Raw genomic sequence first — 21,914 nt, forward strand, 5'->3', positions numbered from 1 at the left:
CCTCAGCCCCGGCGTCTAGCGGATGTTCGGGTCGAAGGTGAAGATCACCAGCGTGCCCAGAAGGACGGTGAACACCGTGGCGGTGTACAGCAGCATCTTCAGCCAGAAGCGGGTGTTGTCCCGCTGCGCGTAGTCGTTGATGACGGTGCGCAGGCCGTTGGCGCCGTGCAGCATGGCCAGCCACAGCATGATCAGGTCCCACGCCTGCCAGAACGGCGAGGCCCAGCGGCCGGCGACGAACGCGAAGCCGATCTTGGAGACACCGCCGTCCAGCATCAGCTGGATCAGCAGATGGCCGAGGACCAGGACGACCAGCACGATGCCGGACAGCCGCATGAACAGCCAGCCGTACAGCTCGAAGTTGGTCCGGGTCGTCTTGGGGGTCTTGCCGGTGCGCTTGCGCGGCGCCTCGATGACCGGGGCCGGGTTGTCCGCGTCGTACAGGGACGTCGCGTCGTTCACCGGAGTCGTTTCAGCAGACATCTCGCGTCATCAGCTCCCGAACAGCGTGCGCAGCGTGTGCTGGAGCACGGGGTAGAAGGCACCGGCCATCAGTACGACCCAGACCCCGACGACCGTCCACAGCATCTGCTTCTGGTACTTCGGGCCCTTGGACCAGAAGTCCACCGCGATGACCCGCAGGCCGTTCAGCGCGTGGAAGAGGATGGCGGCCACCAGGCCGTACTCCATCACATTGACGATCGGTGTCTTGTAGGTCGCCACGACGTTGTCATAGGCCTCGGGGGAGACCCGGACAAGAGCGGTGTCGAGGACGTGTACGAACAGGAAGAAGAAGATGAGGACGCCGGTGACTCGGTGAGCCACCCAGGACCACATACCTTCCCGGCCGCGGTACAGCGTTCCAGCCGGCACGGAAAAACCCTCCGGGAGCGGGGATTGGGGCCGCGCCGGCTTCTCTGTCGGTCGGGCCCGGCCGGGTACGGTCCACCGGCCTTCGACATCGTAGCGACGCGCTGTCGGTTCCTCGCGCCGGGGTCCTTAGGTGTGATCAAACAGCCACCAACGGGCTATCGCACAGGCATCAAACGGGACGTTACGGGAGATGCGTCGTAATTCACCGGTGGGTGGCGGCGAGTCGCACCAGCCTGCCGCGGGTCAGCCGGCGCAGTTCGTCGGCGGTGACGACGCGCTCCTCGTCCACGTCGTTGCCCAGCCGCTGGCGGATGGCGGCCAGCACCTGGTCGAGCTGCTCGTCCTCGCGGAAGCCGTCCAGGCAGATGACGAAGACATGGCGGAAGCGCCGCTCGTACTCGGCGTGCGCGGCCCGCAGGGCGGTGTGCGCGGCGAGCGTCCCGGGGCCGCGGGCGCCGGCGAGCGGATGCGGCGAGACCGACTCGCGGGCCAGCGCCTCGTCGATCTCGGCCGGCGCCAGGTCGTAACTGGCCTCGTCGGAGGCGGCCAGCAGCGATTCGAGATCGGGGTACGGGCGGTGCGCGGCGATCCGCTGGGCCCACCGGGTGCATCCGCAGCACGTCAGCAGCGTGGCCTCGGCGTCGTCGCGGGCCGCGGTGTTGAAACGGTCGAGCCCGGCGCCGGCCGTCCGGCCCTGCGGCACCACGGCCCGGCTCTCGGGACGTATGCCGCACGGGGCGGTGAACGGGGGCAGCGTCGTCGGCCGGACGGCCGATGTGTCACCGGACAGCGTGGGCTCCTCGGACGGATGGCGGACGCACTTTACGGGGGGCTGGACGGCGGGGGCGCCAAGCGGGTCGGATGGCCTGCGCGGTCCCCAGCGATCTTCCGGAGGGTGCGATACGGAATCTTTCGACGGGTGCGGAAGGGACGGCTGACGGAAGCTGGAGAGAAACCGGACGGGATCCGGCGACGTTCGGAAGTGGAGGCGGTGTGGTGGCGGAGCTGAGGCGACACGACACCCCGGCGGAAGGGCCGGCGGTCCGCAACCCCTGGGACGGGGGCGACGGACTAGATGTCGCCACGCTAACGACGCTTGTCGACCGCTGTCCGGTGGATGCGCGAATTTCACCCGGATGAGAGAGCTTTCGCGCACTTAGTGGACGGCGACCCCGCACACCTGGCAATGCCTTCGCCCCGAAAAGTGAGGATTGCACGATGTCGAACCCGACCCACCCGAGGTCCCGCACAACCCCGGTGGCCCGGTCGGCCGGGCTCCTGGCCCCGGCCCTGGTCATGGCGCTGGCGCTGACCGCCTGCTCCGGCGCCGCGGACTCCCGGCCCCCGGGCAGTACGGGCACCCAGGCGGCCCCCGCACCCACGCCGACCTGGGCCGCGGTCACCGGCACCCCCCGCGTGATCCCGTCCGTACGAGCATTCACGCCGGCCAGTGGACGCGGCTGGCGCCCGTCGAAGGGGGCCCGGATCGTGGTGCCGGCCGGGGAGAAGAGCACCCTCGCCGACGAGGCGCAACTCATGGCCCAAGATCTTGGCGGGCTGCCGGTCGTGTGGGGTGACAAGACCGTACGTCCAGGTGATATCGAGCTGAAGCTGGCCGGTACCCAGGGGGCGTCCCGGCCCGACGACGCGGCCGCCCGCAGCACCGCCGACGAGGGCTACACCCTCACCGCCCGCGGCACCCGGCTCACTCTGACGGCCCCGACCGACGCCGGAATTTTCTACGGCACCCGCACCGTCAGACAGGCCGTGCGCACCGCCGGGGGCCTGCCCGAGGGCACCATCAAGGACTGGCCTGACCGCCCGCAGCGCGGCATGTCCCTGGACAACGCCCGCAAGCCCTTCAGCGCGGACTGGATCGAGGCCCGCATCAAGGAGCTGGGCGACCTCAAGCTCAACCAGCTCCAGCTGCACTTCTCCGACGACCAGGGCTTCCGTATCGAGAGCGACACCCACCCCGAGGTCGTCTCCCCGGACCATCTGACCAAGGACCAGGTCCGGCATCTGATCAAGGTCGCGCAGAGCCGGCACGTCTCCCTCATCCCGGAACTCGACTCGCCGGGCCACCTGGGCGCCGTCCTCGCCCACCATCCCGACCTCGTCCTGCGCACTGCCGACGGCCGGACGGTCAACGGCGCCATCGACATCTCCAACCCCAAGTCCGCCCAGCTGATCGACTCGCTGCTGCGCGAGTACGCGGCGCTGTTCACCAACCCCAAGGGCTCCGATGCGTACTGGCACCTGGGCGGCGACGAGTACCAGGCACTGATGGCGAGCAACCCGGAGTCCTCCTATCCGCAGCTGGCGCAGGCCGCGCGGCAGAAGTACGGGTCCGGCGCCACCATCCAGGACCTGGCGACCGGCTGGCTCAACGACCGCGAGAAGACCGTGAAAGCCGCGGGCAAGAACCGCATCGAGGCATGGAACGACGGCTTCTTCTCCGACGGGAAGGTCGCCGCCGACAAGGACCGCACGGTCGCCTACTGGACCGGCAAGGAGATCGGCAAGCGCGACCCCTCGGCCTTCCTGCACGAGGGCCGCAACGTCCTGAACGTCAACGACGAGTACCTCTACTACGTGCTCGGCGAGCCGAACGGCTTCGTCTACCCGACCGGTGAGCGGATCTACCGCAGCTGGACCCCGTCGGTGCTGCGCGACACCGCGCCGGTGGCCGTGCCACAGAAGCAGACGACGCCGGCGCGGATCCCCGGCGGCCGCTTCGCCATCTGGGCCGATCAGTCCCAGGCCCAGACGCCGCAGCAGATCGCGGCCGGGATCTGGCTGCCGCTGGCGGCGCTGGCGCAGAAGACATGGAACCCGGGGACACCCACGATGTCCTGGCAGAGCTTCAAGGCGCTGGCCAACCGGATCTGAGCCGGCGGAGCCTTCCGGGGGCGCACGCCGCCGGGTGGGCGCCGGGTATGAGTTCCGTATGAAATCGAGGGACGGCCGGGGCCGCCACCCCCCACAGGAGAGGCCCCGGCCGTCGTTCTCGGGAGGCCCTCACGGGCCTCTAATCGATACAGCGCCAGGCGGCGCGAAAGCGTCACACAGGAGTCACACGCGGTATGGATCGGGCGGGTACAAGTGGTCTGGACGCGGGCCGCTCAGGGCCCGTAACGTGCGGCTTCGCGCCGGAAGGCGCACTGGCCGGGGCCGGCGCCCACGGCCGGCGATCGGCCGTTTTTCCGGGAGTTCCAGATGGTTCGGTGCGCACCGCACACGGCGGCCGCCGCGGCAGACGCGGGTCCCCTCGGGCGCCGCGGCGCCCGACCCGCCGCCTCCGTTTCCGTCGCTCCGTGCGCAGGCCCCGGTTCGGAGCGTGCGGTTGAACGCGTTACGGTCTCCTGGAGCAGCCGGGTTACCCGGAGTCGGCGAAGGGGTTCGGCGGACCGGCGCGGCTGAAAGAACGCAAAGCAGCAAGGACCGGGCGGCGGACATTCCACGTGCGACAGGATGGACCCGTGCGAGGGGACGACATTCAGCCGGACGACAGCCGGCTGACGGTTGCCGTACAGGCGGCACAGGACGGCGACGAAACGGCGTTCCGTACCGTCTACCGCGCCGTGCATCCCCGACTTCTCGGATATGTACGGACCTTGGTGGGCGAACCGGACGCGGAGGACGTCGCCTCCGAGGCGTGGCTCCAGATCACCCGCGACCTCGCCCGCTTCAGCGGCGACGCGGACCGCTTCCGCGGCTGGGCCGCCCGCATCGCCCGTAACCGCGCCCTGGACCACATACGGATGCGCGGCCGCCGCCCGGCCATCGGCGGCGACGAGAGCGAACTGACCGACACCCCCGCCCTGTCCGACACCGCCAACGAGGCACTGGAAGCCCTGGGCACCGGCCGCACCATGCGGCTCATAGCCCGGCTGCCCCAGGACCAGGCCGAGGCCGTGGTGCTGCGGGCGGTGGTCGGACTCGACGCCAAGAGCGCCGCACAGGTGCTCGGCAAGCGGCCCGGCGCGGTGCGCACCGCCGCACACCGCGGGCTCCGCAAACTCGCCGAACTGATCGGCGACCCGCCGGGCGACTCCTTCGGGGAGGCCGCCGACCAGGGCGAAGACGCATCCGCCGGCCCGCCCGCCCGGGGCGCGCGCAGGGGCGGCGGCAGCGCGGGGGAGGTGCCCCCGCAAGGACCATGCCGCAGCGACGGCGCAACGGAATCGTCCGTACCAGGTGTGACGGAATCGGCCGCACAAACGCAGAAGGACATGTGATGGCCGACGACCCGTACGACTGGCTCGACAAGGACGCCGCGGAGCAATTGCTGCGTGGCGATTCGGTCGGTGCCACCGGCGGCGACGGCGCCCGCGAACTCCAGCAGCTGCTCAAGGCCGCCGCGGCCCTCGGCGCGAGCCCGGCCCAGGGCACCGAGCTGCCCGGCGAGGCGGCCGCGGTGGCCGCGTTCCGCCGCGCGCAGCACGGCTCCGGCGCGCGACCGCGCCGCCGCGCCGCGGCCGGCCAGGGCCCCACCCGCACCACCCGCTCCGGCGGCCTCGCCGAACGCACCCGCCTCGCGCGTCCCTTCCGGCGCGGCTTCGCCGTCGCCCTCGCGGTCTGCGCGATCAGCGGCGTCGCGGTCGCGGCCGGTACGGGCGTCCTGCCGAGCCCTTTCCAGGGCGGCGGCCCCGAGCCCGCCGCCACCGTCTCCACCTCTGAGACCCCCAGCACCTTCACCTCCCGCGGCCCCGGCTCGGAGACCGACGGCGCCACCACCTCCTCGCCCTCCGGCAGCCCCGGCTCCGGCAACCCCGCCGAAACCCCGTCACCGGGCGACCCGCACGGCCGCGGCAAGCCGGGCGGCGGCAAGGGCGGCAAGGGTCACGGCGACGACGGCACCGGCCACTCCACCCAGGGCGGCCGCAAAAAGCTCCTCCTGACGCTGTGCCTCGCCTACCAGCGAGGCGAGCTCGACGCGTCCGCCCAGCGCCGCCTGGTGCACACCGCCGGCGGCGCCGCCAAGGTGCACTCCTTCTGCCGCCCCTACCTCACCGACGGGGGCGGCGGCCAAGGTGACAACGATGGCGGGACCGGCGGCGCCGTCGCCGGCGTCAGCGACGGCGGGGCCGGCGGCGGGGCCACCGGCGGCGAGGACAGCGGCGGCGGCAAGGACGGCAACGGACAGGGCGGCAACGGCCAGGGCGACAACGCCCGTCCGCGCGCCTCGTTGACGGCCACCACGCCCACCGGCGCCACCAGCCCCGCGCCCACGCCCACCACCGGCGTCCCGACCCCCTCCACCACCCCGAGCGCCACGGCCACCGGCCAGGTGTGACGTTTTTTGAGCCAGTGACGCAGTACTGATTGAAGCCGACTGGTCATCGGCTGCGCGCGAGCCGGGGTCCCCCCCGTACCCACGGCTACCGCGCCAACGGCGCGGGCGGGGCACGTTCCCCCGGCCCTGCCCGCGCCTTTTATGCGCCCCCCTTTGCGCCTAAACCGGCGCCGCTCTCGCGGATGTGGTTGCTGTTCGTGGGGATTGCTCAATTATCGCTTCCGTCACTACACGGACGTGAGTGCTGGGCGGGGGCATCGTTGGCGGCTTTTCCCCTTGCCGGGGTGGCGTGCTGCCGTACCGCCCTTGGCCTACCGCTCTGCTTCCGTGCTCCCGTCGTGCCGTGCTGCGGTGCGGCGTGGGGGCGGGCATCCTGGGCAGAAGCCGGAAACAGGCGTAAACCGGGTGCGGGTGACCTTGGGAGGCGGACGGTCATGGCGGGCGAATCGGGTGGTGTCCGGCGCAGTGAGAGCGGGCTTCCCATCGAGCCGGTGTACGGGCCGGAGGCGCTGGACGGCTGGGATCCCGAGCGGCGGCTCGGTGCGCCCGGTGCCTATCCCTACACCCGTGGCGTGTACCCGACGATGTACACCGGCCGGCCCTGGACGATGCGTCAGTACGCCGGATTCGGCACCGCCCGCGAGTCCAACGCCCGCTACCGGCAGCTGATCGCCCACGGCACGACCGGACTGTCCGTCGCCTTCGACCTGCCGACCCAGATGGGCCACGACTCCGACACGCCGATCGCCTCCGGTGAGGTCGGCAAGGTCGGCGTGGCCATCGACTCCGTCGAGGACATGCGGGTGCTGTTCGGCGGCATTCCGCTCGACCGGGTCTCGACGTCGATGACCATCAACGCGCCCGCGGCCCTGCTGCTCCTGGCCTACCAACTCGTCGGTGAGGAGGAGGGCGTGAAACCCCAGCACCTCACCGGCACCATCCAGAACGACATCCTCAAGGAGTACATCGCGCGGGGCACGTACATCTTCCCGCCGCAGCCCTCGCTCCGGCTGGTCGCCGACACCTTCCGCTACTGCCGGGCCGAGATCCCCAGGTGGAACACCATCTCCATCTCCGGCTACCACATGGCCGAGGCCGGCGCCTCGCCCGCCCAGGAGATCGCCTTCACCCTCGCCAACGGCATCGCCTACGTCCGTACCGCCCTCGCCGCCGGAATGGACGTCGACGACTTCGCCCCGCGGCTGTCGTTCTTCTTCGTCTCCCGTACGACGCTCCTCGAAGAGGTCGCCAAATTCCGTGCCGCACGCCGCATCTGGGCCCGCGTCATGCGCGAGGAATTCGGCGCCCGCAATCCCAAATCCCTCATGCTGCGCTTCCACACCCAGACCGCCGGGGTGCAGCTCACCGCTCAGCAGCCCGAGGTGAATCTCGCCCGCGTCACCCTCCAGGGCCTGGCCGCGGTGCTCGGCGGCACCCAGTCCCTGCACACCAACTCCTTCGACGAGGCCATCGCCCTGCCCACCGACAAAGCGGCCCGGCTCGCCCTGCGGACGCAACAGGTGCTGGCACACGAGACCGATGTCACCGCCACCGTGGACCCGTTCGCCGGTTCCTACGCCATCGAGTCGATGACCGACGAGGTGGAGGCCGCGGCGGTGGACCTGATGCGGCGGATCGAGGACCTGGGCGGCGCGGTGGCCGCCATCGAACGCGGCTTCCAGAAGGAGGAGATCGAGCGGAACGCGTACCGCATCGCCCGGGAGACGGAGGACGGCGACCGGATCGTGGTCGGCGTCAACCGCTTCCAGCTGGACGAGGAGGAGCCGTACGAACCGCTGCGCCTCGACCCGGCGATCGAGGCCCAGCAGGTGGAGCGCCTGGCCGCCCTGCGCGCCGGCCGCAACCGCCGTACCGTCACCGCCGCCCTCGACGACCTGCGGAAGGCGGCCGAGGGAACGGAGAACGTGCTCTATCCGATGCGGGAGGCGCTGCGGGCGCGGGCGACGGTGGGGGAGGTCTGCGAGGCGCTGCGGGGAGTGTGGGGGACGTATGTGCCTACGGATGCGTTCTGATGGTGCGGGGTGTGCGGGGTGTGCGGGGGACTGTGTGTCTACGGACGCGTCCTGAGGCTGCGCTGGGTGGGGGCGGAGGCTAGCGAGAGGCACCGGCACCGGGTCCGTCAGACTGGTGGCATGTCGTCACCCCGCCGCGTGTGCCCCGTATGCACCCGAGAGATCGCCGTCGTCGGCGGCCGCTACGCCCGTCACGACCCTCCGGGCCGCCGTACGGGCATCGAGCTGATCTCCTGCCCCGGCTCGCGGCGGACGGCGCCGATGATGGCGCCGGCGGAGAAGCTGTTCGACCCGGAGGAGCCGCCGATGCCGGGCCAGCAGCCGCTGTTCTGAGGGGTGCGTGGGCGATCGGAAGGCCCGACTACGGTGCCAGGACGTCCAGTTCGGCCATCGCACCGCTCGTGATCTGCCGCGTCAGCGCCTCCGCCCGCGCCGCGTCGCCCACCCGTACCGCCTCCGCCACCTGGACGTGCAGGGTGACGGCCGCCGGGTCGGGGTCGGTGAACATGACGTGATGGTGGGTGCGGCCGGTCAGCACCGCGGCCACGACATCGGCGAGACGGGCGAACATCTCGTTGCCGGAGGCGGTGAGGATGACGCGGTGGAAGGCCATGTCGTGCACGAGGTAGGCGTCGAGCTGCTGGCCGCGTGAGGTGGCGACCATGCCCATCGCATGCTCGGTGAGCTCGGCGCACTGGTCCGGGGTGGCGTGGGCGGCGGCCAGGCCCGCGGCGACCGGTTCGACGGCGGAGCGCAGCACGGTCAGCGAGCGCAGCTGCCGGGGGCGGTCGCGGCCGGCCAGCCGCCAGCCGATGACCCGGGGGTCGTAGACGTTCCACTCCTCGGTGGGCCGGACGGTCACGCCCACCCGCCGCCGGGAGACCACCAGCTGCATGGATTCCAGGACGCGGATCACCTCGCGGATGACCGTGCGGGAGACGTCGAAGCGCTCCGCCAGTTCGTCCGTGCGCAGGACCGTGCCCGGAGGGACGTCGCCCGCGGTGATCTCGGGCCCGAGGGTCTCCAGCACGCGGGCGTGCGGTCCCTTCCCCTGCCCCTCGTTTTCCATGGCCCAAGCCTACGGTCCCCCTCGGCAGCCAATTAAGTATGACTTTTACATCACAGAGTCTTGAATACGTCGTACCCAATGGGTTTCAGTGGGGCCGGTCAACGAGGACGGCGCGAGCAGTGCGAGCGGCGCGGACAGCGCACGCGTGCAGGCGCCGCGAGCAGTGCGAACAGCGAGGTAGAGCGGCATGAGCACCCCCCACGTGATCGTCGTGATGGGCGTCGCCGGCACCGGCAAGACGACGATCGGGCCGCTGGTGGCCGCCGCTCTGGGCGTCCCGTACGCCGAGGGCGACGACTTCCACCCGCCGGCCAACATCGCCAAGATGTCGGCCGGCGTCCCGCTGGACGACGCCGACCGCGGGCCGTGGCTGGACGCCCTCGGCGCCTGGGCCCACGGCCGCGACGGCCGCGGCGGGGTGGTCAGCAGCTCCGCCCTCAAACGCGCCTACCGCGACCGGCTGCGCGCCGCCGCCCCCGGGATCGTCTTCCTCCACCTCACCGGGGACCGCGCGCTCATCGAGGCGCGGATGACGGGGCGCACCGGCCACTTCATGCCCACCGCCCTGCTGGACTCCCAGTTCGCCACCCTCGAACCGCTCGGCGCGGACGAGGCGGGCGTCGCGGTCGATGTCTCCGGTACGCCGGAGCAGATCGCCGACCGCGCGGTGGCAGCCCTGCACCACCTGGAACCGGTCGCCTGAGCCAACCCCCGTCCCCCTCTTCCCTCCCCGCAAGGGAATCCCGCATCCCCCGACCCTAGGGAATCGCCGTGACACATCTCAGCGTCGAGATACTCGCAGCGGACGCGACGACCGAGCCGATCACCTCGGCCGGTCACGCGCAGCTGGGCATCGCCGTCCTGGCCGGTATAGCCGTCATCGTCCTGCTCATCACCCGGTTCAAGCTGCACGCCTTTCTGTCGCTGATCATCGGCTCGCTGGTGCTCGGCGCGGTGGCCGGTGCGCCGCTCGACAAGGCCATCGCCAGCTTCTCGACGGGGCTGGGCACGACGGTCGCGGGCACCGGCGTCCTGATCGCGCTCGGCGCCGTCCTGGGCAGGCTGCTCGCCGACTCCGGGGGCGCGGACCGGATCGTCGACACGATCCTGGCGAAGGCGGGAGGGAAAGCCATGCCCTGGGCGATGGTGCTGATCGCCGGGATCATCGGCCTGCCGATCTTCTTCGAGGTCGGCATCGTGCTGCTGATCCCGGTCGTGTTGCTGGTCGCCAAACGCGGCAACTTCTCGCTCATGCGCATCGGTATCCCGGCGCTGGCCGGCCTCTCGGTCATGCACGGCCTGATTCCCCCGCACCCCGGCCCGCTGGCCGCCATCGACGCCGTCCATGCGAACCTCGGCATCACGCTGGCCCTCGGCATCGTGGTGGCCGTCCCCACGGCGATCGTCGCGGGCCCGCTCTTCTCCCGTTACGCGGCCCGCTGGGTCGACATCCGCCCGCCCGAGACCATGGTCCCCGAGCGCACCTCCGACGCCCCGGAAAAGCGCCCCGGCTTCGCCGTCACCGTCGCCACCGTCCTCCTCCCCGTCGCGATGATGCTGGCCAAGGCCCTGACCGACATCGTCATCGACAACCCGCAGGACGCCGTCCAGCGCGCCCTCGACGTCATCGGCTCCCCGCTCATCGCGCTCCTCACCGCCGTCCTCGTCGCGATGTTCACGCTGGGCCGCGCGGCCGGATTCACCCGCGGCCGGATCGCCACCACCGTCGAGAAGTCCCTCGCCCCGATCGCCGGCGTCCTGCTCATCGTCGGCGCGGGCGGCGGCTTCAAGCAGACACTCGTGGACGCGGGCGTCGGCCAGATGATCCTGGACGTCTCCAAGGGCTGGCACCTCTCGGCCCTGCTGCTGGCCTGGCTGATCGCCGTCACCATCCGCCTGGCCACCGGCTCCGCCACCGTCGCCACCATCTCCGCCGCCGGGCTGGCCGCCCCGCTGGCGGCCGACATGTCCACCACCCACGGCGCCCTGCTGGTCCTGGCCATCGGCTGCGGCTCGCTCTTCTTCAGCCATGTCAACGACGCCGGCTTCTGGATGGTCAAGGAGTACTTCGGGATGAGCGTCGGCCAGACCCTCAAGACCTGGTCGGTGATGGAGACGTTGATCTCGGTGGTGGGGATCGGGTGCGTGATGGGGTTGTCCGTGGTTGTTTAGGTCTTGGGGGGGGGAGGGGGCTGGGGCTCGTGGCTCCTGTGGTTCCTATGGCTCCCGTAGCCCCCCAACTCCTCCCACCCCGTATGCCATCCGGGCGGATTCCGCCCCGGGCGCCTCACCCCCTCCGGCGCCCGTCCCCGTCACGAGGCCGTACAGGCGGACTTCCCCGCCGGTGCGGCCTCGTGGCACGTCTGCCTCCGGCCGGCGCTGGCTGGCATCGGCCACCGCTTGTTTGAATACCGACATGATCTTTCCCGCAGGCGCGGGATGAAGAGTAGGGGGATGAGGGGGCATGTCGGCAGACATGGCGGCCTGGGTGCCGGCGACGGATGTGGAAGTCGGGCTGTGCGAGGCGCGGGCTAGGGGGGATTGGGCGACCTATTTCGATGTGCTGGCCGCCACGCATGTGTTCTTGGCGGACGGACGGCGTGAAGTGGACGCCGGCTACGGGGAATCGGAGATAGGCGCGCCGTGGTGGAATCCGGCGATCGGGCAATGGTGTCTGACCGTGGTGACGGAAGGGATGCTGCCCGTTCCGAGTGCCGATGTCGTGTTCCACAGCCCGTATCTGCATCAGGTCGGGGAATTGCTCGCCGAGGGAGGTCAGTGGCTCGCGGTCAATCCGGGCACGCCGTGCGAGGGGTACTTTCCGCCGAATCCGCAGCTGTGGCGTATGCATGAGCAGCGCGTGAAGACACCCGACCAGACGAAGCGGCTGCGGGCAATCCGCACGGGGCCGACACGTGGACTGCTGGCTCAAGGACTCGCCTGCGGTGCGCAGTTGTGCATCAACAACGGGTTCCCGTGGAACATGGTCAATTGGCATGGCGCGGGATATCAGAACGAGCGGAGGACGCTCAAGGAATGGTGGGGCATCGAGAGCCGAGCGGGCTGGCTGGAGCAGCAGGAAACCTTGCTCAGCCCCGAGGTGGGGAACTCTTACTGGGAGTTCGTACTCATGGTGCGCAAGGGAATCACTCAGGCTGCGGGGCGCCCCGTGGATCCCATGACATGGCGGTCCGCGACGGAGCAGATTCTGCGGGCGGAGGGGGAGAGCGGGAAGAGCATCAAGAAGGCCGGCGGAATCATCGGAAAGATCCTGCGGTACGAGGCGCGGTTCCGGGCCGATGGGATATTGGCCGAGGATCAGTGCGTGTCGTCGGTGCGGGCCTGGTACCTGGGGCGCGCATCGAATATGGCGCGATGGGGATTGGGCGCTCGGTTCTGTGATGTCGCGGAGACGGAACAAAGGCTTGTGCAGGCCGCGGAGTTGAGCCGGGCGGCGTACAGCTCTTGGGCGGATTTCGGGCTCGGGTTCGTCCTCGGCCGATGTCTGCATTTCGACGAGGAGCGGTTCGGCAGCTGGTTCACCGACATGGTGGACGTGTATCGGACGTTGATGTCGGATCCGGGCAGCCCATGGCTCAACATTCCTTGGTTCGGGGAGCGGGGGGAGATGGCCGGGAGGGCGATGGCGGGCTACTGAGCGCGCGGTCCATTCATCCCACTCAGCCCATTCATCACGTTCACGCCGCCAGGGCGGGTGGCGGTGGCGGGGGCGTCGCGGGCTTCAGCACCAGCTCGAACCACACGGTCTTTCCACCCGGCCCGAGCAACGAGTCCCCAAGCGCACACCCGCCCCACTCGTCGGAGACGAGATCGAGGATGAACAGCCCCCGGCCGTCTTCCGCTTCTGCGGAGGGCGGCGCCGACGGGAGGGGCAGGTAGGGGCAGGTGTCCGTCACGCTGACCCGCAGTACGGGGTGCGTCCAGCGGAGGCGTACGGAGGCTGGCCCTTTGGAATGCCGCACGGAGTTGGTGGCGAGTTCGGACGTCAACAGCTCGGCCCGGTCGGCGAGTTCGAGCAGATGGTGCGCGTCCAGCACCGCCCGGAGGGTGGTTCGCGCGATGCCGGGGCCGCGGGGATCCCTGGGGAAGGCGAGTTCGTATTCCCAGGGTTCGGTGAAGGCGAGGGAAGTGGGGTCTTCCGGGGCGTACGGGTTCAGGTTCACGCGGGCACCTCCGTGTGCGGCGCGATGGTGTACGGACCTTCGGGCCAGTCGCTCTCCTGGTGCCGTGCGGTGGCATTGCCGCGGTCAGATGCGGTGCGCTTCCGTAGAAACGGCGTTCGTGAGTGAGTGGCGTGGGCCACACCGTAGCGCCACGCATACAACGCGTGCTACCTAACTCACTCAAACGTGTGTTGCTCAACTCTCTGATGGACACACGACGTTCAGGATCGACAAACTGTGTACGCGAACGAGGAGTTGAGCCCATGGCACCGCGTCCAGCACCCACCATCCGACAGCGCCGTTTCGGTGCAGAGCTCCGCCGACTGCGCGAAGCCGTTGGCATGTCTGCCCCGATAGCGGGAGAGCGGCTGGGCGCCGACCGGACGATGATCTCCAACATCGAGTCGGGCCGGTTCGGTATCAGCGAGGAGCGGTTGCGTCGTTTGACGAGCATCTACGAGTGCAATGATCCTGGGTTGATAGATGCACTCGCCTTGATGACCGGAGGCCGAAAGAAGGGCTGGTGGGAGGAGTACCGAGGAAGAATTCCGCCAGACTTCCTGGACGTCGCAGAGCTGGAGCACTACGCCACGAGCTTGCGGACGCTCCAAACGGCCCACATCCCTGGTTTGTTCCAGACGGAGGACCACGCCCGTGCATTGTTCGATCTCTTTGTCCCGGCGCTGCCACGGCTAGAGGTCGAGCTGCGCGTGGCTCATCGACTCGCGCGTCACCGCGTGGTGACGAATTCACCGCATGTGCCGTATGTGGGGCTGGTTCACGAGGCGGCCCTCCGGATCCAGATCGGCGGAGGAAAGGTCTCCAGGGTCCAGCTGAACCGCCTTCTCGAAGAGAGCGAACGGCCCAACGTACGGCTTCTCGTGATCCCCTTCGCAGCCGGCGGATTTCCTATGGCCGGAGACACGATGATGTACGCCTCGGCAACCAACCCTCATCTGGACACCGTTGAAGTGGATGCCCCGATGGGTGCCGTGTTCTTTGACTCGCCAACCCACCTGGCCAACTTTCGGCGACGACTGGACTTGGCCGAACAGGTGGCGTTGAATCCAACGCAGTCCAGGGACCACATCCTCGGCATCGTCAAGCGTCTGTGAGGGGGCCGTCTTGGCCAGCGAGATATGGCTCAAGTCCTCGTTCTCTGAGGCTGCGGGCAACGCCTGCGTCGAGGTCGCCGCGACCGGCGATGTGGTCGCGCTCCGGGAGAGCGATACCCCGGCTCAGACGATCGTGGCCGATCGGCGGGCGTTGCGCGGCTTGATCCTGGACATCAAGGCCGAGTCGCTCGGCACACCGCCACGCTGACCGACGGTCCGGACGGTGACTCGGCCGGCGGCTCGGACCATCGAGTTCAACCCGGCGTGACTGCCCGCCACCCTCCGCCGTCCCCGAGGGCTCGGCCGGGGGTTTCTGCGTGTCGTCCCGCATCCCGTAAAGCCAGGCACCCAACCCCAAAACCCTGTGTAGGTTGAGCGCTGTTCAAAGTCAGGCACGGCTGAACTGCCCAAGGAGACAACGAACTTGAAGGCTCGCATTGCCGCCGGCGTCGCCGGCATCTTGCTCGCCCTTGGCTCGGCCGGCGCTGCCAGCGCCTCCGCCGCCCTGCCGTACTACAACACGGCCCACCGCTGCGTCCATCACACCACCGCCTACTGCGGCTGGACCCACCACAAGAAGCCGATCAACAAAACCGAGACCGCCAAGTGCAGGGACAACACCCACTCCTACAGCCGCCACTCCTCCGGCACCTGCTCCCATCACCGAGGCGTAGCCATCTGGTGGAAGTAACCCCCACCCAGCTCCATGGCCTCCGCTTCGGCGGGGGCCTTCCCTGTACCCGCGCAAGGAGAAGCCTCATGACCGACGGCGACACCGCCATCAAGTGCACCGCCCCCAAGCAAAACGGCGATGACTGCGGCGCCGAGGCCATCTGGCGCGTTACCCCCGACGGAGGCGACACCTACGACGCCTGCGGGCAGCACATCACCGCGCCCCTCTTCCGTAACTCTCCGCGCGTCCCGTTCATCGCTGTCCCGATCTGAGACCGAGGGAAATGCCGCCACACAGTCGGATGAAGGCCGCGGTCGGACGGCTTGTGAGGGCGGACTGACGTCGTCCAACAGACCATGAGCCCGAGCGCTGTCGAGGGTGCGGGCCCTGGCTGAGGGTGGAGTCGCCCGTCTGAAGTCATGGCGCATCTTCCGCGGGGCGCGGTGCAGCCCGAATCGAATGACGTCCGTCGCCGCAGTCGTCCTTACCTTGGAGCGGCAAGGCCGACGAATGGCCTCAATGCCTCAACAAGCCTTCATGGGCTGCCGGATGAGCTCCCTGGCCGCGCCGTAAGTCGAATTTAATTGAACCCAAAAGAACTATCGGGCCGGTTTTGTCGCTGGCGTGTTCGACTCGTAGTGTCAGTGCCATGTGTCATGGTGGTGTCAGCGAGCAAGGGGAACTGGGGGGTTCACCATGTCTTTGACCGACGAAATAGCGGCAGCCCATGAGGGGGAGTTGAATCCGGCCGCATTGGTGGGGGAATTCCGGCGCACGTCGGTATTCGTCCCGGTCGTGGATGATTCTCTCATGTCGGCCGAGATGTCCGGAATCCGTTGGCTGTACGCCTTTACGGACGAAGAGGCACTGTCCCATTTCGCCGCGACCCGGGGCGCCGAGACCAGCACCGAGGTGGAGTACGTCCGTGCTGCCGGTGCCCGTCTCCTGGACGTGGTCATCCCCGCGGTCAAGGGCCCCATGGGCGTGGCCGTGAACGTGGGAAGCGAGCAGCCGATGCTGTTTCCGCCGGTCAGCGGCATCGTCCCGGACTCCGCCGCGGTCGACCTCGCCGAGCCGACTCCCGTAGGCGACGTGCCTGTCCAGCCCGCTCCGGGGGGTGTGGCATGACCTCCGTCGAGGGTTACGAGCTCGACCCGGATGCCCTGAAGCAGGTCACCAAAGGCATCCACGACGCGATCGCGGAGCTGAAGGATTTTGGTTTCGATATCAACGCCCAACTCGGCCAGGGATTCGACAAGTTGGCACTCTCCGGAATGGAGGCAGGCCACGCCGACGTAAGTTCCGTATTCGAGTCATTCTGTGAGCGGTGGGGCTGGGGGGTCCGTCAGCTCATCCATGAAGCCGATGAATTCGCGCGTCGTCTCGATTTGACGGCCGGCCTTTATCACGAGCAAGAGCAGTACGTGTCGACCACGATGAAGGTCGGGGCGAATGCCTTGCTGATGGGTGACCCGACGATGACGGCGGAACAGCTGAAGCATCGGACGTGGAAACAGGTCGGCGAGGACAACGCGGTCACCCAGTTCGACAGCGCGGACTACGACCCGACATCGGCCAAGTCCCAAGAGGCAATGGGTGGGCTCAGCGAGGCGTGGGATCAAACAAAGCAGGACGTCTCGACGTCCAAGTGGATGGGTGACGTGGACCACAACTGGGCCCTGCGGCCGGCCCGCGATGTCCAGGAGCAAGCCCGTGATCTCCAGGACCGGGCCAACAGCCACGGTCACGACCAGGACGGTTCGTAAGCCACCGCTTCACCAGCCACCGCAGCACCACATCCGCCACTGCACCGCACCGGCGGCCACTGCACCGCACAGCTGACCGCTGCACAGCCACGACTGCGCATCCACTGCTCCACAGCACAACGGGGGGTAAGAACTCATGGGACTTTTCGGGGACATCGGGGACGGGATCAATTCCGCCGCCGACAAGATTGGCGATGCCGTCGATGGCGCCGAAAAGGCGGTCGGGGAGGGCATCGAGTACGCGACGGACAAAACCGGTGATGTCCTTGACACCGTCGGCGCGCACGGCGCGGCCAAAGCGGTCCGCTCGGTCGGCGAGGACGCTGCCGACGCACTGGGCGCGCAGGTCGACGAGCGTCAGCTGGGGGAGAGCGACGACCCCAAGGAGCTGATCCACGGCGACGTCTCCAAGATCAATGAGACCGCCGGCCATCTGAAGAACTTCTACGCGGCCTTCGACCGCGTCGGCCAGGGCATCCGCAAACTGGACGCCGGGTCCTGGAAGGGCAAGGCCGCCGAAAGCTTCCACGAGAAGTTCGACGCCCACCCCAAGGAGTGGATGCGGGCCGCGGACGCGTGCGAGACGGCGTGGAAGGCCCTCGATGCGTACGCCGACACCGTCAACTGGGCCCAGAAGAAGGCCCAGACGGCCATCGACAAATGGCAGGAGGCCGAGGACAAGACCAAGAAGGCCGTCGACGCCTACCGCCACGAGGTCGATACGTACAACGCGAAGGCGGAGGCATACAACAGCGCCCTGGACAGCGGCTCCGACCCGGGTGCCAAGCCCCAAAAGCCGGGCGCCTTCGTCAATCCCGGCGAAACGGGCCGCGCGGAGGCCAAGGAAATCCTCCAGAACGCCCGCAGCCAGCGCAACGAAGCCGCCGAAAAGGCACACCGCGCCCTCCAGAGCGCGCTGGAACACGCTCCGAAGGAACCCAAATTCCTGACGGAGATGACTTTGGACGCCGCCGACGGTGTGGTGGGTGGCGGCCTCAACCTCATGCATGTCGTCGGCGGCGCGACCAAGGCCGTGGTCGGAACGGTCAACATGCTGCGCACGGTGAACCCGATGGAGCCGTACAACATGGCTCACCCCTATATGTACTTGGCCAATGTCTCCAAGACCGGCCTCGGCCTGGTCAGCGCCGCCGCCCACCCCGGCCGCATGGCCAAGGGCATGCTCGGCGAGGGGTGGGGGAGCGACCCGGGAGATGCGGGCGGGGCTCTTTTCGTCAACATCATCGGGGGCAAGGGGGCCGGGGCCATCGGCAAGGGGCTTGTGCGGGCGGGGGCGAGGGACATAGCCAAGGGTGCCGCGCGAGACGCCCTCAAGGACGGCGGCAAGGTCGCCATCAAAGATCGCGCCCGCCAATGGTGGTGCAGGACCTTCGGCAACGACCCCATCGACATGGCCACCGGCCGGATGGCCCTGCCGCAGACCGACATAGATCTTCCCGGCAGCCTCCCCCTCACCTTCACCCGCACCTTCGAGTCCTCGTACCGCACCGGTCGCTGGTTCGGCCCGACCTGGATGAGCACCGTCGACCAACGCCTGGAAATCGACTCCGAAGGCGTCATTCTTATCGGTGAACAGGGCAACCTCCTCGCCTATCCCCACCCGGCCGTAGGCGTCCCCACCCTCCCCATCGAGGGCGACGGCGATCCGCTCGAACGCACCCCCGACGGCGACTACCTCCTCACCAACCCCTCCACCGGCACCCGCCGCTACTTCACCACCTACACCGAAGATCTCGCCGTCCTCGATGAGATCTCCGACCGCCGCGGCAACCACCACACCTTCGACTACACCGAAGACGGCACTCCCACCGCCATCACCCACAGCGCCGGCTACCGCCTCCTGCTCACCACCGACAACGGCCGCATCACCGCCCTCCACCTGGCGGGCGCGGCTCTCGACGGCGGCGACCAGCTCCTGATGACGTACGGCTACGACGAAGCCGGAAACCTCGTCACCACCACCAACTCCTCCGGCCTGCCCCTCCGCTTCACCTACGACGACCTGGGCCGCATCACGTCCTGGACGGACACCAACAACAGCAGCTACAGCTACGTCTACGACGACCAGGACCGCTGCACCTCACAGGGCGGCATCGCAGGCCACCTCCGTGCCCACTTCACCTGGGGCGACCCGGACCCCGTAACGGGCCTGCGCACCAACCTCTTCTACAACTCCCAGGGCGGAGTCACCCGCTACGAGGTCAACGATCACCACCAGATCGTCGCGGAAACCGACCCCACCGGTGCCACCACCCGCACCGTCCGCGACGCCAAGCACCGCATCCTGTCCACCACCGACCCCCTGGGCCGCACCACCAGCTTCACTTACGACGATGAGGGTCGCCTCACCAGCGTCACCCTCCCAGATGGCACCGCTACCTCCACCACCTACAACGAGGACGGCCACCCGCTAAGCATCACCGGCCCGGACGGCACCACCTGGACCCACACCTACGATGCCAACGGCAACCGCACCTCCACCACGGATCCCACCGGCGCCACCACCACCTACACCCACGACACACGAGGTCACCTCGCTTCCGTCACCGACGCCCTCGACAACACCACCCGCCTCTACTGCAACGAGGCCGGCCTACCGCTCAGCATCACTAACCCCCTGGGCGCCACCACCCACTACCGCCGCGACGCCTTCGGCCGCACGACCTCGGTCACTGACCCCCTCGGCGAAACCACGCACATGGTGTGGACAGTGGAAGGCAAACTGGCGGTCCGTCTCGACCCCACCGGCGCTACCGAGAAGTGGACCTACGACGGCGAAGGCAACCGCACTTCACACACCAATGCCATCGGCCAGACCACTCACTATGAATTTGGCCACTTCGATCTACCCACGGCCCGCACTGACCCCGATGGCGTTCGCCACGAGTTCACCCACGACACCGAACTACGCCTCACTCAGGTCGCCAATCCCCAGGGCCTGACCTGGAACTACACCTACGATGGCGCCGGGCGCCTGATCTCCGAGTCGGACTTCGACGACCGGACCCTCACCTACACCCACGACGCCGCAGGCCAACTTGTCACCCGCACCAATGCCCTCGGCGAGGTCACCGCCTACACCCGCGACGTCCTGGGCCGGATCACCTCCAAAGACGCCGCCGGGCTGCTCACCACCTACGAGCACGACGTTGCTGGCAACCTCCGTCAGGCCACCAACCCCGACGCCGCCGTCACCTACACCCGCGACGTCCTGGGCCGCGTCACCGCCGAGTCGGTGAACGGCCGCACCATGACGTTCACCTACGACGCCCTGGGGCGGCGCACCTCCCGCACCACGCCTACCGGCCACACCACTACCTACGCCTACGACGCCGCCGGCAATCGCACGGCGATGGACATCTCCGGCCACACCCTCACCTTCGACCACGATGCCGCTGGCCAAGAACTGACCCGCACCATCGGTGACAGCCTCCAGTTGGCCCACACTTGGGACCCCACGGGTCGCCTCGCCACACAATCCTTCACCACCACCGCGGCGGGAGCTGCTCAAACGCAGCTCCACCGCTCGTACACATACCGCCCCGACGGCTATCTCACCGCCGTCGATGACTCTCACACCGGCCGCCGCACCTTCGCCCTCGACCGCGCAGGCCGAGTCACCGCAGTCCACGCCACGAACTGGACCGAGACCTATGCCTACGATGCAGCAGGCAACCAGACCCACGCCGATTGGCCCGCCCAGCACCCCAATCCGTCAGCCCGAGGCGACCGGTCCTACGAAGGCACCTGCATTACACGCGCCGGTGCCATCCGCTACGAACACGATGTCCTGGGCCGCGTAACCCTCCGCCAAAAAACCCGCCTCTCCCGCAAGCCAGATACTTGGCAATACACGTGGAATGCTGAGGACCGACTCACTTCAGTTGTCACTCCTGACGGCACCACCTGGCGCTACCAGTATGACCCCTTCGGTCGCCGAATAGCCAAGCACCGCTTGGCAAGCGACGGCGAAACGTTCGCCGAGCAGACAAACTTCGCCTGGGACGGAACTACCGTCACCGAACAAACCACCCAGGCCCTCACTGCTAAAGAGGCCGTAACCCTCACATGGGACCACCAGGGCCTCGCACCACTAACCCAGACAGAGCGCAAAACCGCAGTCTCAGTTCTGCCCCGAGCCTCCCAACAGGCCATTGATCAGCGCTTCTTCTCTATCGTCACTGATCTGGTTGGCACTCCCACCGAACTCATATCTGAGTCTGGCGATATCGCTTGGCGCACCCGAGCGACACTATGGGGCTCAACTACCTGGAATGGCAACGCCACGGCATACACGCCGCTGAGGTTTCCAGGACAGTACTTCGACTCAGAGACGCAGCTCCACTATAACTACTTCCGCATCTTCGATGCCGATACAGCCCGCTACCTCACGCTTGACCCCCTCGGGCTAAGCCCGACCCCCAACCCTGCGTCGTATGTCACCAATCCCAATGCATGGACGGACCCTCTCGGCCTATCGCCCTGCGAAGTCGCCCTTGGGTACAAGAATCATGGTATCGAGGCGTTCGCGCAAGAAAGAGGGATTCATCACTTCATGGGGCTTTCCGCTGATGAATGGCGTGGCCCTGTATTGGATGCCATCAAAGATGGATCGGTAAAAATTCATGTGAGTATGAAGGGTTTCTCGGGGGGGTTTGAAGGTATGGCAAAGAGGGGTTTGGGTCACGAAAAGGGAATAGCCCCACATGCGACAGAAGAAGAGATGGGGTGGATAGCCAGAGCCGTGAGGCATGGCTATCGCGACTGGGGCAGTATCAAGTTCTATGGTCGTGATGGAGAAATTGTCCATGTTCCCGAACCCGACTGGCCAACTTTCGGGAGGGTTATTCCTTTCTTTGACTGAGTCCTTGGAATCGTGCC

General features: G+C 68.2%; 20 protein-coding genes and 1 pseudogene. 16 read left to right on the forward strand and 5 right to left on the reverse strand.

Features of this window, described 5'->3' with window-relative positions; translation table 11 throughout:
* Positions 1 to 15 precede the first annotated feature (15 nt).
* The 3 genes from B1H19_RS25455 to B1H19_RS25465 form a co-directional block, all read right to left on the reverse strand.
* Complete coding sequence (locus B1H19_RS25455; RefSeq protein ID WP_030066792.1) at positions 16 to 483, reverse strand: succinate dehydrogenase hydrophobic membrane anchor subunit; 468 nt, start codon at positions 481 to 483, stop codon at positions 16 to 18.
* Between the two features lie 9 nt (positions 484 to 492).
* The gene (sdhC, locus tag B1H19_RS25460; RefSeq protein ID WP_030066793.1) at positions 493 to 873 is read right to left on the reverse strand and encodes a succinate dehydrogenase, cytochrome b556 subunit; all 381 of its coding nucleotides are present in this window, start codon (positions 871 to 873) and stop codon (positions 493 to 495) included.
* A gap of 202 nt (positions 874 to 1,075) precedes the next feature.
* A complete protein-coding gene (locus B1H19_RS25465; RefSeq protein ID WP_237289510.1) occupies positions 1,076 to 1,579 on the reverse strand; it encodes a 2-oxo-4-hydroxy-4-carboxy-5-ureidoimidazoline decarboxylase in 504 nt (167 codons plus the stop codon).
* A 512-nt stretch (positions 1,580 to 2,091) separates the two neighbouring features.
* Here B1H19_RS25465 and B1H19_RS25470 point away from each other — a divergent pair.
* The 5 genes from B1H19_RS25470 (at position 2,092) to B1H19_RS25490 (ending at position 8,538) form a co-directional block, all read left to right on the forward strand.
* Positions 2,092 to 3,765, forward strand: coding sequence for a beta-N-acetylhexosaminidase (locus B1H19_RS25470; RefSeq protein WP_083107083.1), 1,674 nt, complete (start codon positions 2,092 to 2,094; stop codon positions 3,763 to 3,765).
* 605 nt (positions 3,766 to 4,370) lie between these two features.
* Entirely contained in the window at positions 4,371 to 5,114 is a 744-nt protein-coding gene (locus B1H19_RS25475; protein WP_107426441.1) for an RNA polymerase sigma factor, read from the forward strand.
* Positions 5,114 to 6,172 carry a hypothetical protein gene (locus B1H19_RS25480; RefSeq protein WP_083107085.1) on the forward strand — a complete coding sequence of 353 codons (1,059 nt, stop codon included), beginning with the start codon at positions 5,114 to 5,116 and terminating at the stop codon, positions 6,170 to 6,172. Before B1H19_RS25475 ends, B1H19_RS25480 begins: the two co-directional genes overlap by 1 nt.
* 434 nt (positions 6,173 to 6,606) lie before the next feature.
* Entirely contained in the window at positions 6,607 to 8,205 is a 1,599-nt protein-coding gene (locus B1H19_RS25485) for an acyl-CoA mutase large subunit family protein (RefSeq protein WP_083107086.1), read from the forward strand.
* Positions 8,206 to 8,325: 120 nt separating this feature from the next.
* The gene (locus tag B1H19_RS25490) at positions 8,326 to 8,538 is read left to right on the forward strand and encodes a hypothetical protein (RefSeq protein WP_083107087.1); all 213 of its coding nucleotides are present in this window, start codon (positions 8,326 to 8,328) and stop codon (positions 8,536 to 8,538) included.
* A 28-nt stretch (positions 8,539 to 8,566) separates the two neighbouring features.
* On the opposite strand, the gene B1H19_RS25495 is transcribed toward B1H19_RS25490, so the two are convergent.
* Positions 8,567 to 9,274, reverse strand: coding sequence for a FadR/GntR family transcriptional regulator (locus B1H19_RS25495; RefSeq protein ID WP_083107088.1), 708 nt, complete (start codon positions 9,272 to 9,274; stop codon positions 8,567 to 8,569).
* A gap of 187 nt (positions 9,275 to 9,461) precedes the next feature.
* Here B1H19_RS25495 and B1H19_RS25500 point away from each other — a divergent pair, with 187 nt between their 5' ends.
* From B1H19_RS25500 to B1H19_RS25510, 3 genes are all read left to right on the forward strand, one after another.
* Positions 9,462 to 9,977 carry a gluconokinase gene (locus B1H19_RS25500; RefSeq protein WP_083107089.1) on the forward strand — a complete coding sequence of 172 codons (516 nt, stop codon included), beginning with the start codon at positions 9,462 to 9,464 and terminating at the stop codon, positions 9,975 to 9,977.
* A 68-nt stretch (positions 9,978 to 10,045) separates the two neighbouring features.
* Positions 10,046 to 11,446, forward strand: coding sequence for a GntP family permease (locus B1H19_RS25505; protein WP_083107090.1), 1,401 nt, complete (start codon positions 10,046 to 10,048; stop codon positions 11,444 to 11,446).
* 292 nt (positions 11,447 to 11,738) lie between these two features.
* Positions 11,739 to 12,932 (forward strand): DUF1266 domain-containing protein, encoded by a 1,194-nt coding sequence (locus tag B1H19_RS25510; RefSeq protein WP_083107091.1) that lies wholly within the window; start codon positions 11,739 to 11,741, stop codon positions 12,930 to 12,932.
* Positions 12,933 to 12,972: 40 nt separating this feature from the next.
* Here B1H19_RS25510 and B1H19_RS25515 read toward each other — a convergent pair whose 3' ends face one another.
* A complete protein-coding gene (locus tag B1H19_RS25515; protein WP_083107092.1) occupies positions 12,973 to 13,458 on the reverse strand; it encodes an ATP-binding protein in 486 nt (161 codons plus the stop codon).
* 263 nt (positions 13,459 to 13,721) lie between these two features.
* Here B1H19_RS25515 and B1H19_RS25520 point away from each other — a divergent pair, with 263 nt between their 5' ends.
* The 8 genes and pseudogenes from B1H19_RS25520 (at position 13,722) to B1H19_RS25555 (ending at position 21,897) form a co-directional block, all read left to right on the forward strand.
* Complete coding sequence (locus tag B1H19_RS25520; RefSeq protein WP_083107093.1) at positions 13,722 to 14,573, forward strand: helix-turn-helix domain-containing protein; 852 nt, start codon at positions 13,722 to 13,724, stop codon at positions 14,571 to 14,573.
* 10 nt (positions 14,574 to 14,583) lie between these two features.
* A complete protein-coding gene (locus tag B1H19_RS25525; protein ID WP_083107094.1) occupies positions 14,584 to 14,781 on the forward strand; it encodes a DUF397 domain-containing protein in 198 nt (65 codons plus the stop codon).
* 216 nt (positions 14,782 to 14,997) lie between these two features.
* Positions 14,998 to 15,264, forward strand: coding sequence for a DUF3761 domain-containing protein (locus tag B1H19_RS25530; protein WP_083107095.1), 267 nt, complete (start codon positions 14,998 to 15,000; stop codon positions 15,262 to 15,264).
* 68 nt (positions 15,265 to 15,332) lie between these two features.
* Complete coding sequence (locus tag B1H19_RS25535; RefSeq protein WP_083107096.1) at positions 15,333 to 15,518, forward strand: hypothetical protein; 186 nt, start codon at positions 15,333 to 15,335, stop codon at positions 15,516 to 15,518.
* 91 nt (positions 15,519 to 15,609) lie between these two features.
* Positions 15,610 to 15,747, forward strand: a pseudogene (locus B1H19_RS39085) (IS5/IS1182 family transposase); the annotation flags it as partial.
* 195 nt (positions 15,748 to 15,942) lie between these two features.
* Positions 15,943 to 16,374 carry an SseB family protein gene (locus B1H19_RS25545; RefSeq protein ID WP_083107097.1) on the forward strand — a complete coding sequence of 144 codons (432 nt, stop codon included), beginning with the start codon at positions 15,943 to 15,945 and terminating at the stop codon, positions 16,372 to 16,374.
* Entirely contained in the window at positions 16,371 to 17,012 is a 642-nt protein-coding gene (locus B1H19_RS25550; RefSeq protein ID WP_083107098.1) for a hypothetical protein, read from the forward strand. The genes B1H19_RS25545 and B1H19_RS25550 overlap by 4 nt, the downstream gene beginning before the upstream one ends.
* A gap of 136 nt (positions 17,013 to 17,148) precedes the next feature.
* Positions 17,149 to 21,897 carry a putative T7SS-secreted protein gene (locus tag B1H19_RS25555; protein WP_083107099.1) on the forward strand — a complete coding sequence of 1,583 codons (4,749 nt, stop codon included), beginning with the start codon at positions 17,149 to 17,151 and terminating at the stop codon, positions 21,895 to 21,897.
* Positions 21,898 to 21,914 lie beyond the last annotated feature (17 nt).

Origin of the sequence: Streptomyces gilvosporeus, from assembly GCF_002082195.1 — a bacterium.
Taxonomy (GTDB): domain Bacteria; phylum Actinomycetota; class Actinomycetes; order Streptomycetales; family Streptomycetaceae; genus Streptomyces; species Streptomyces gilvosporeus.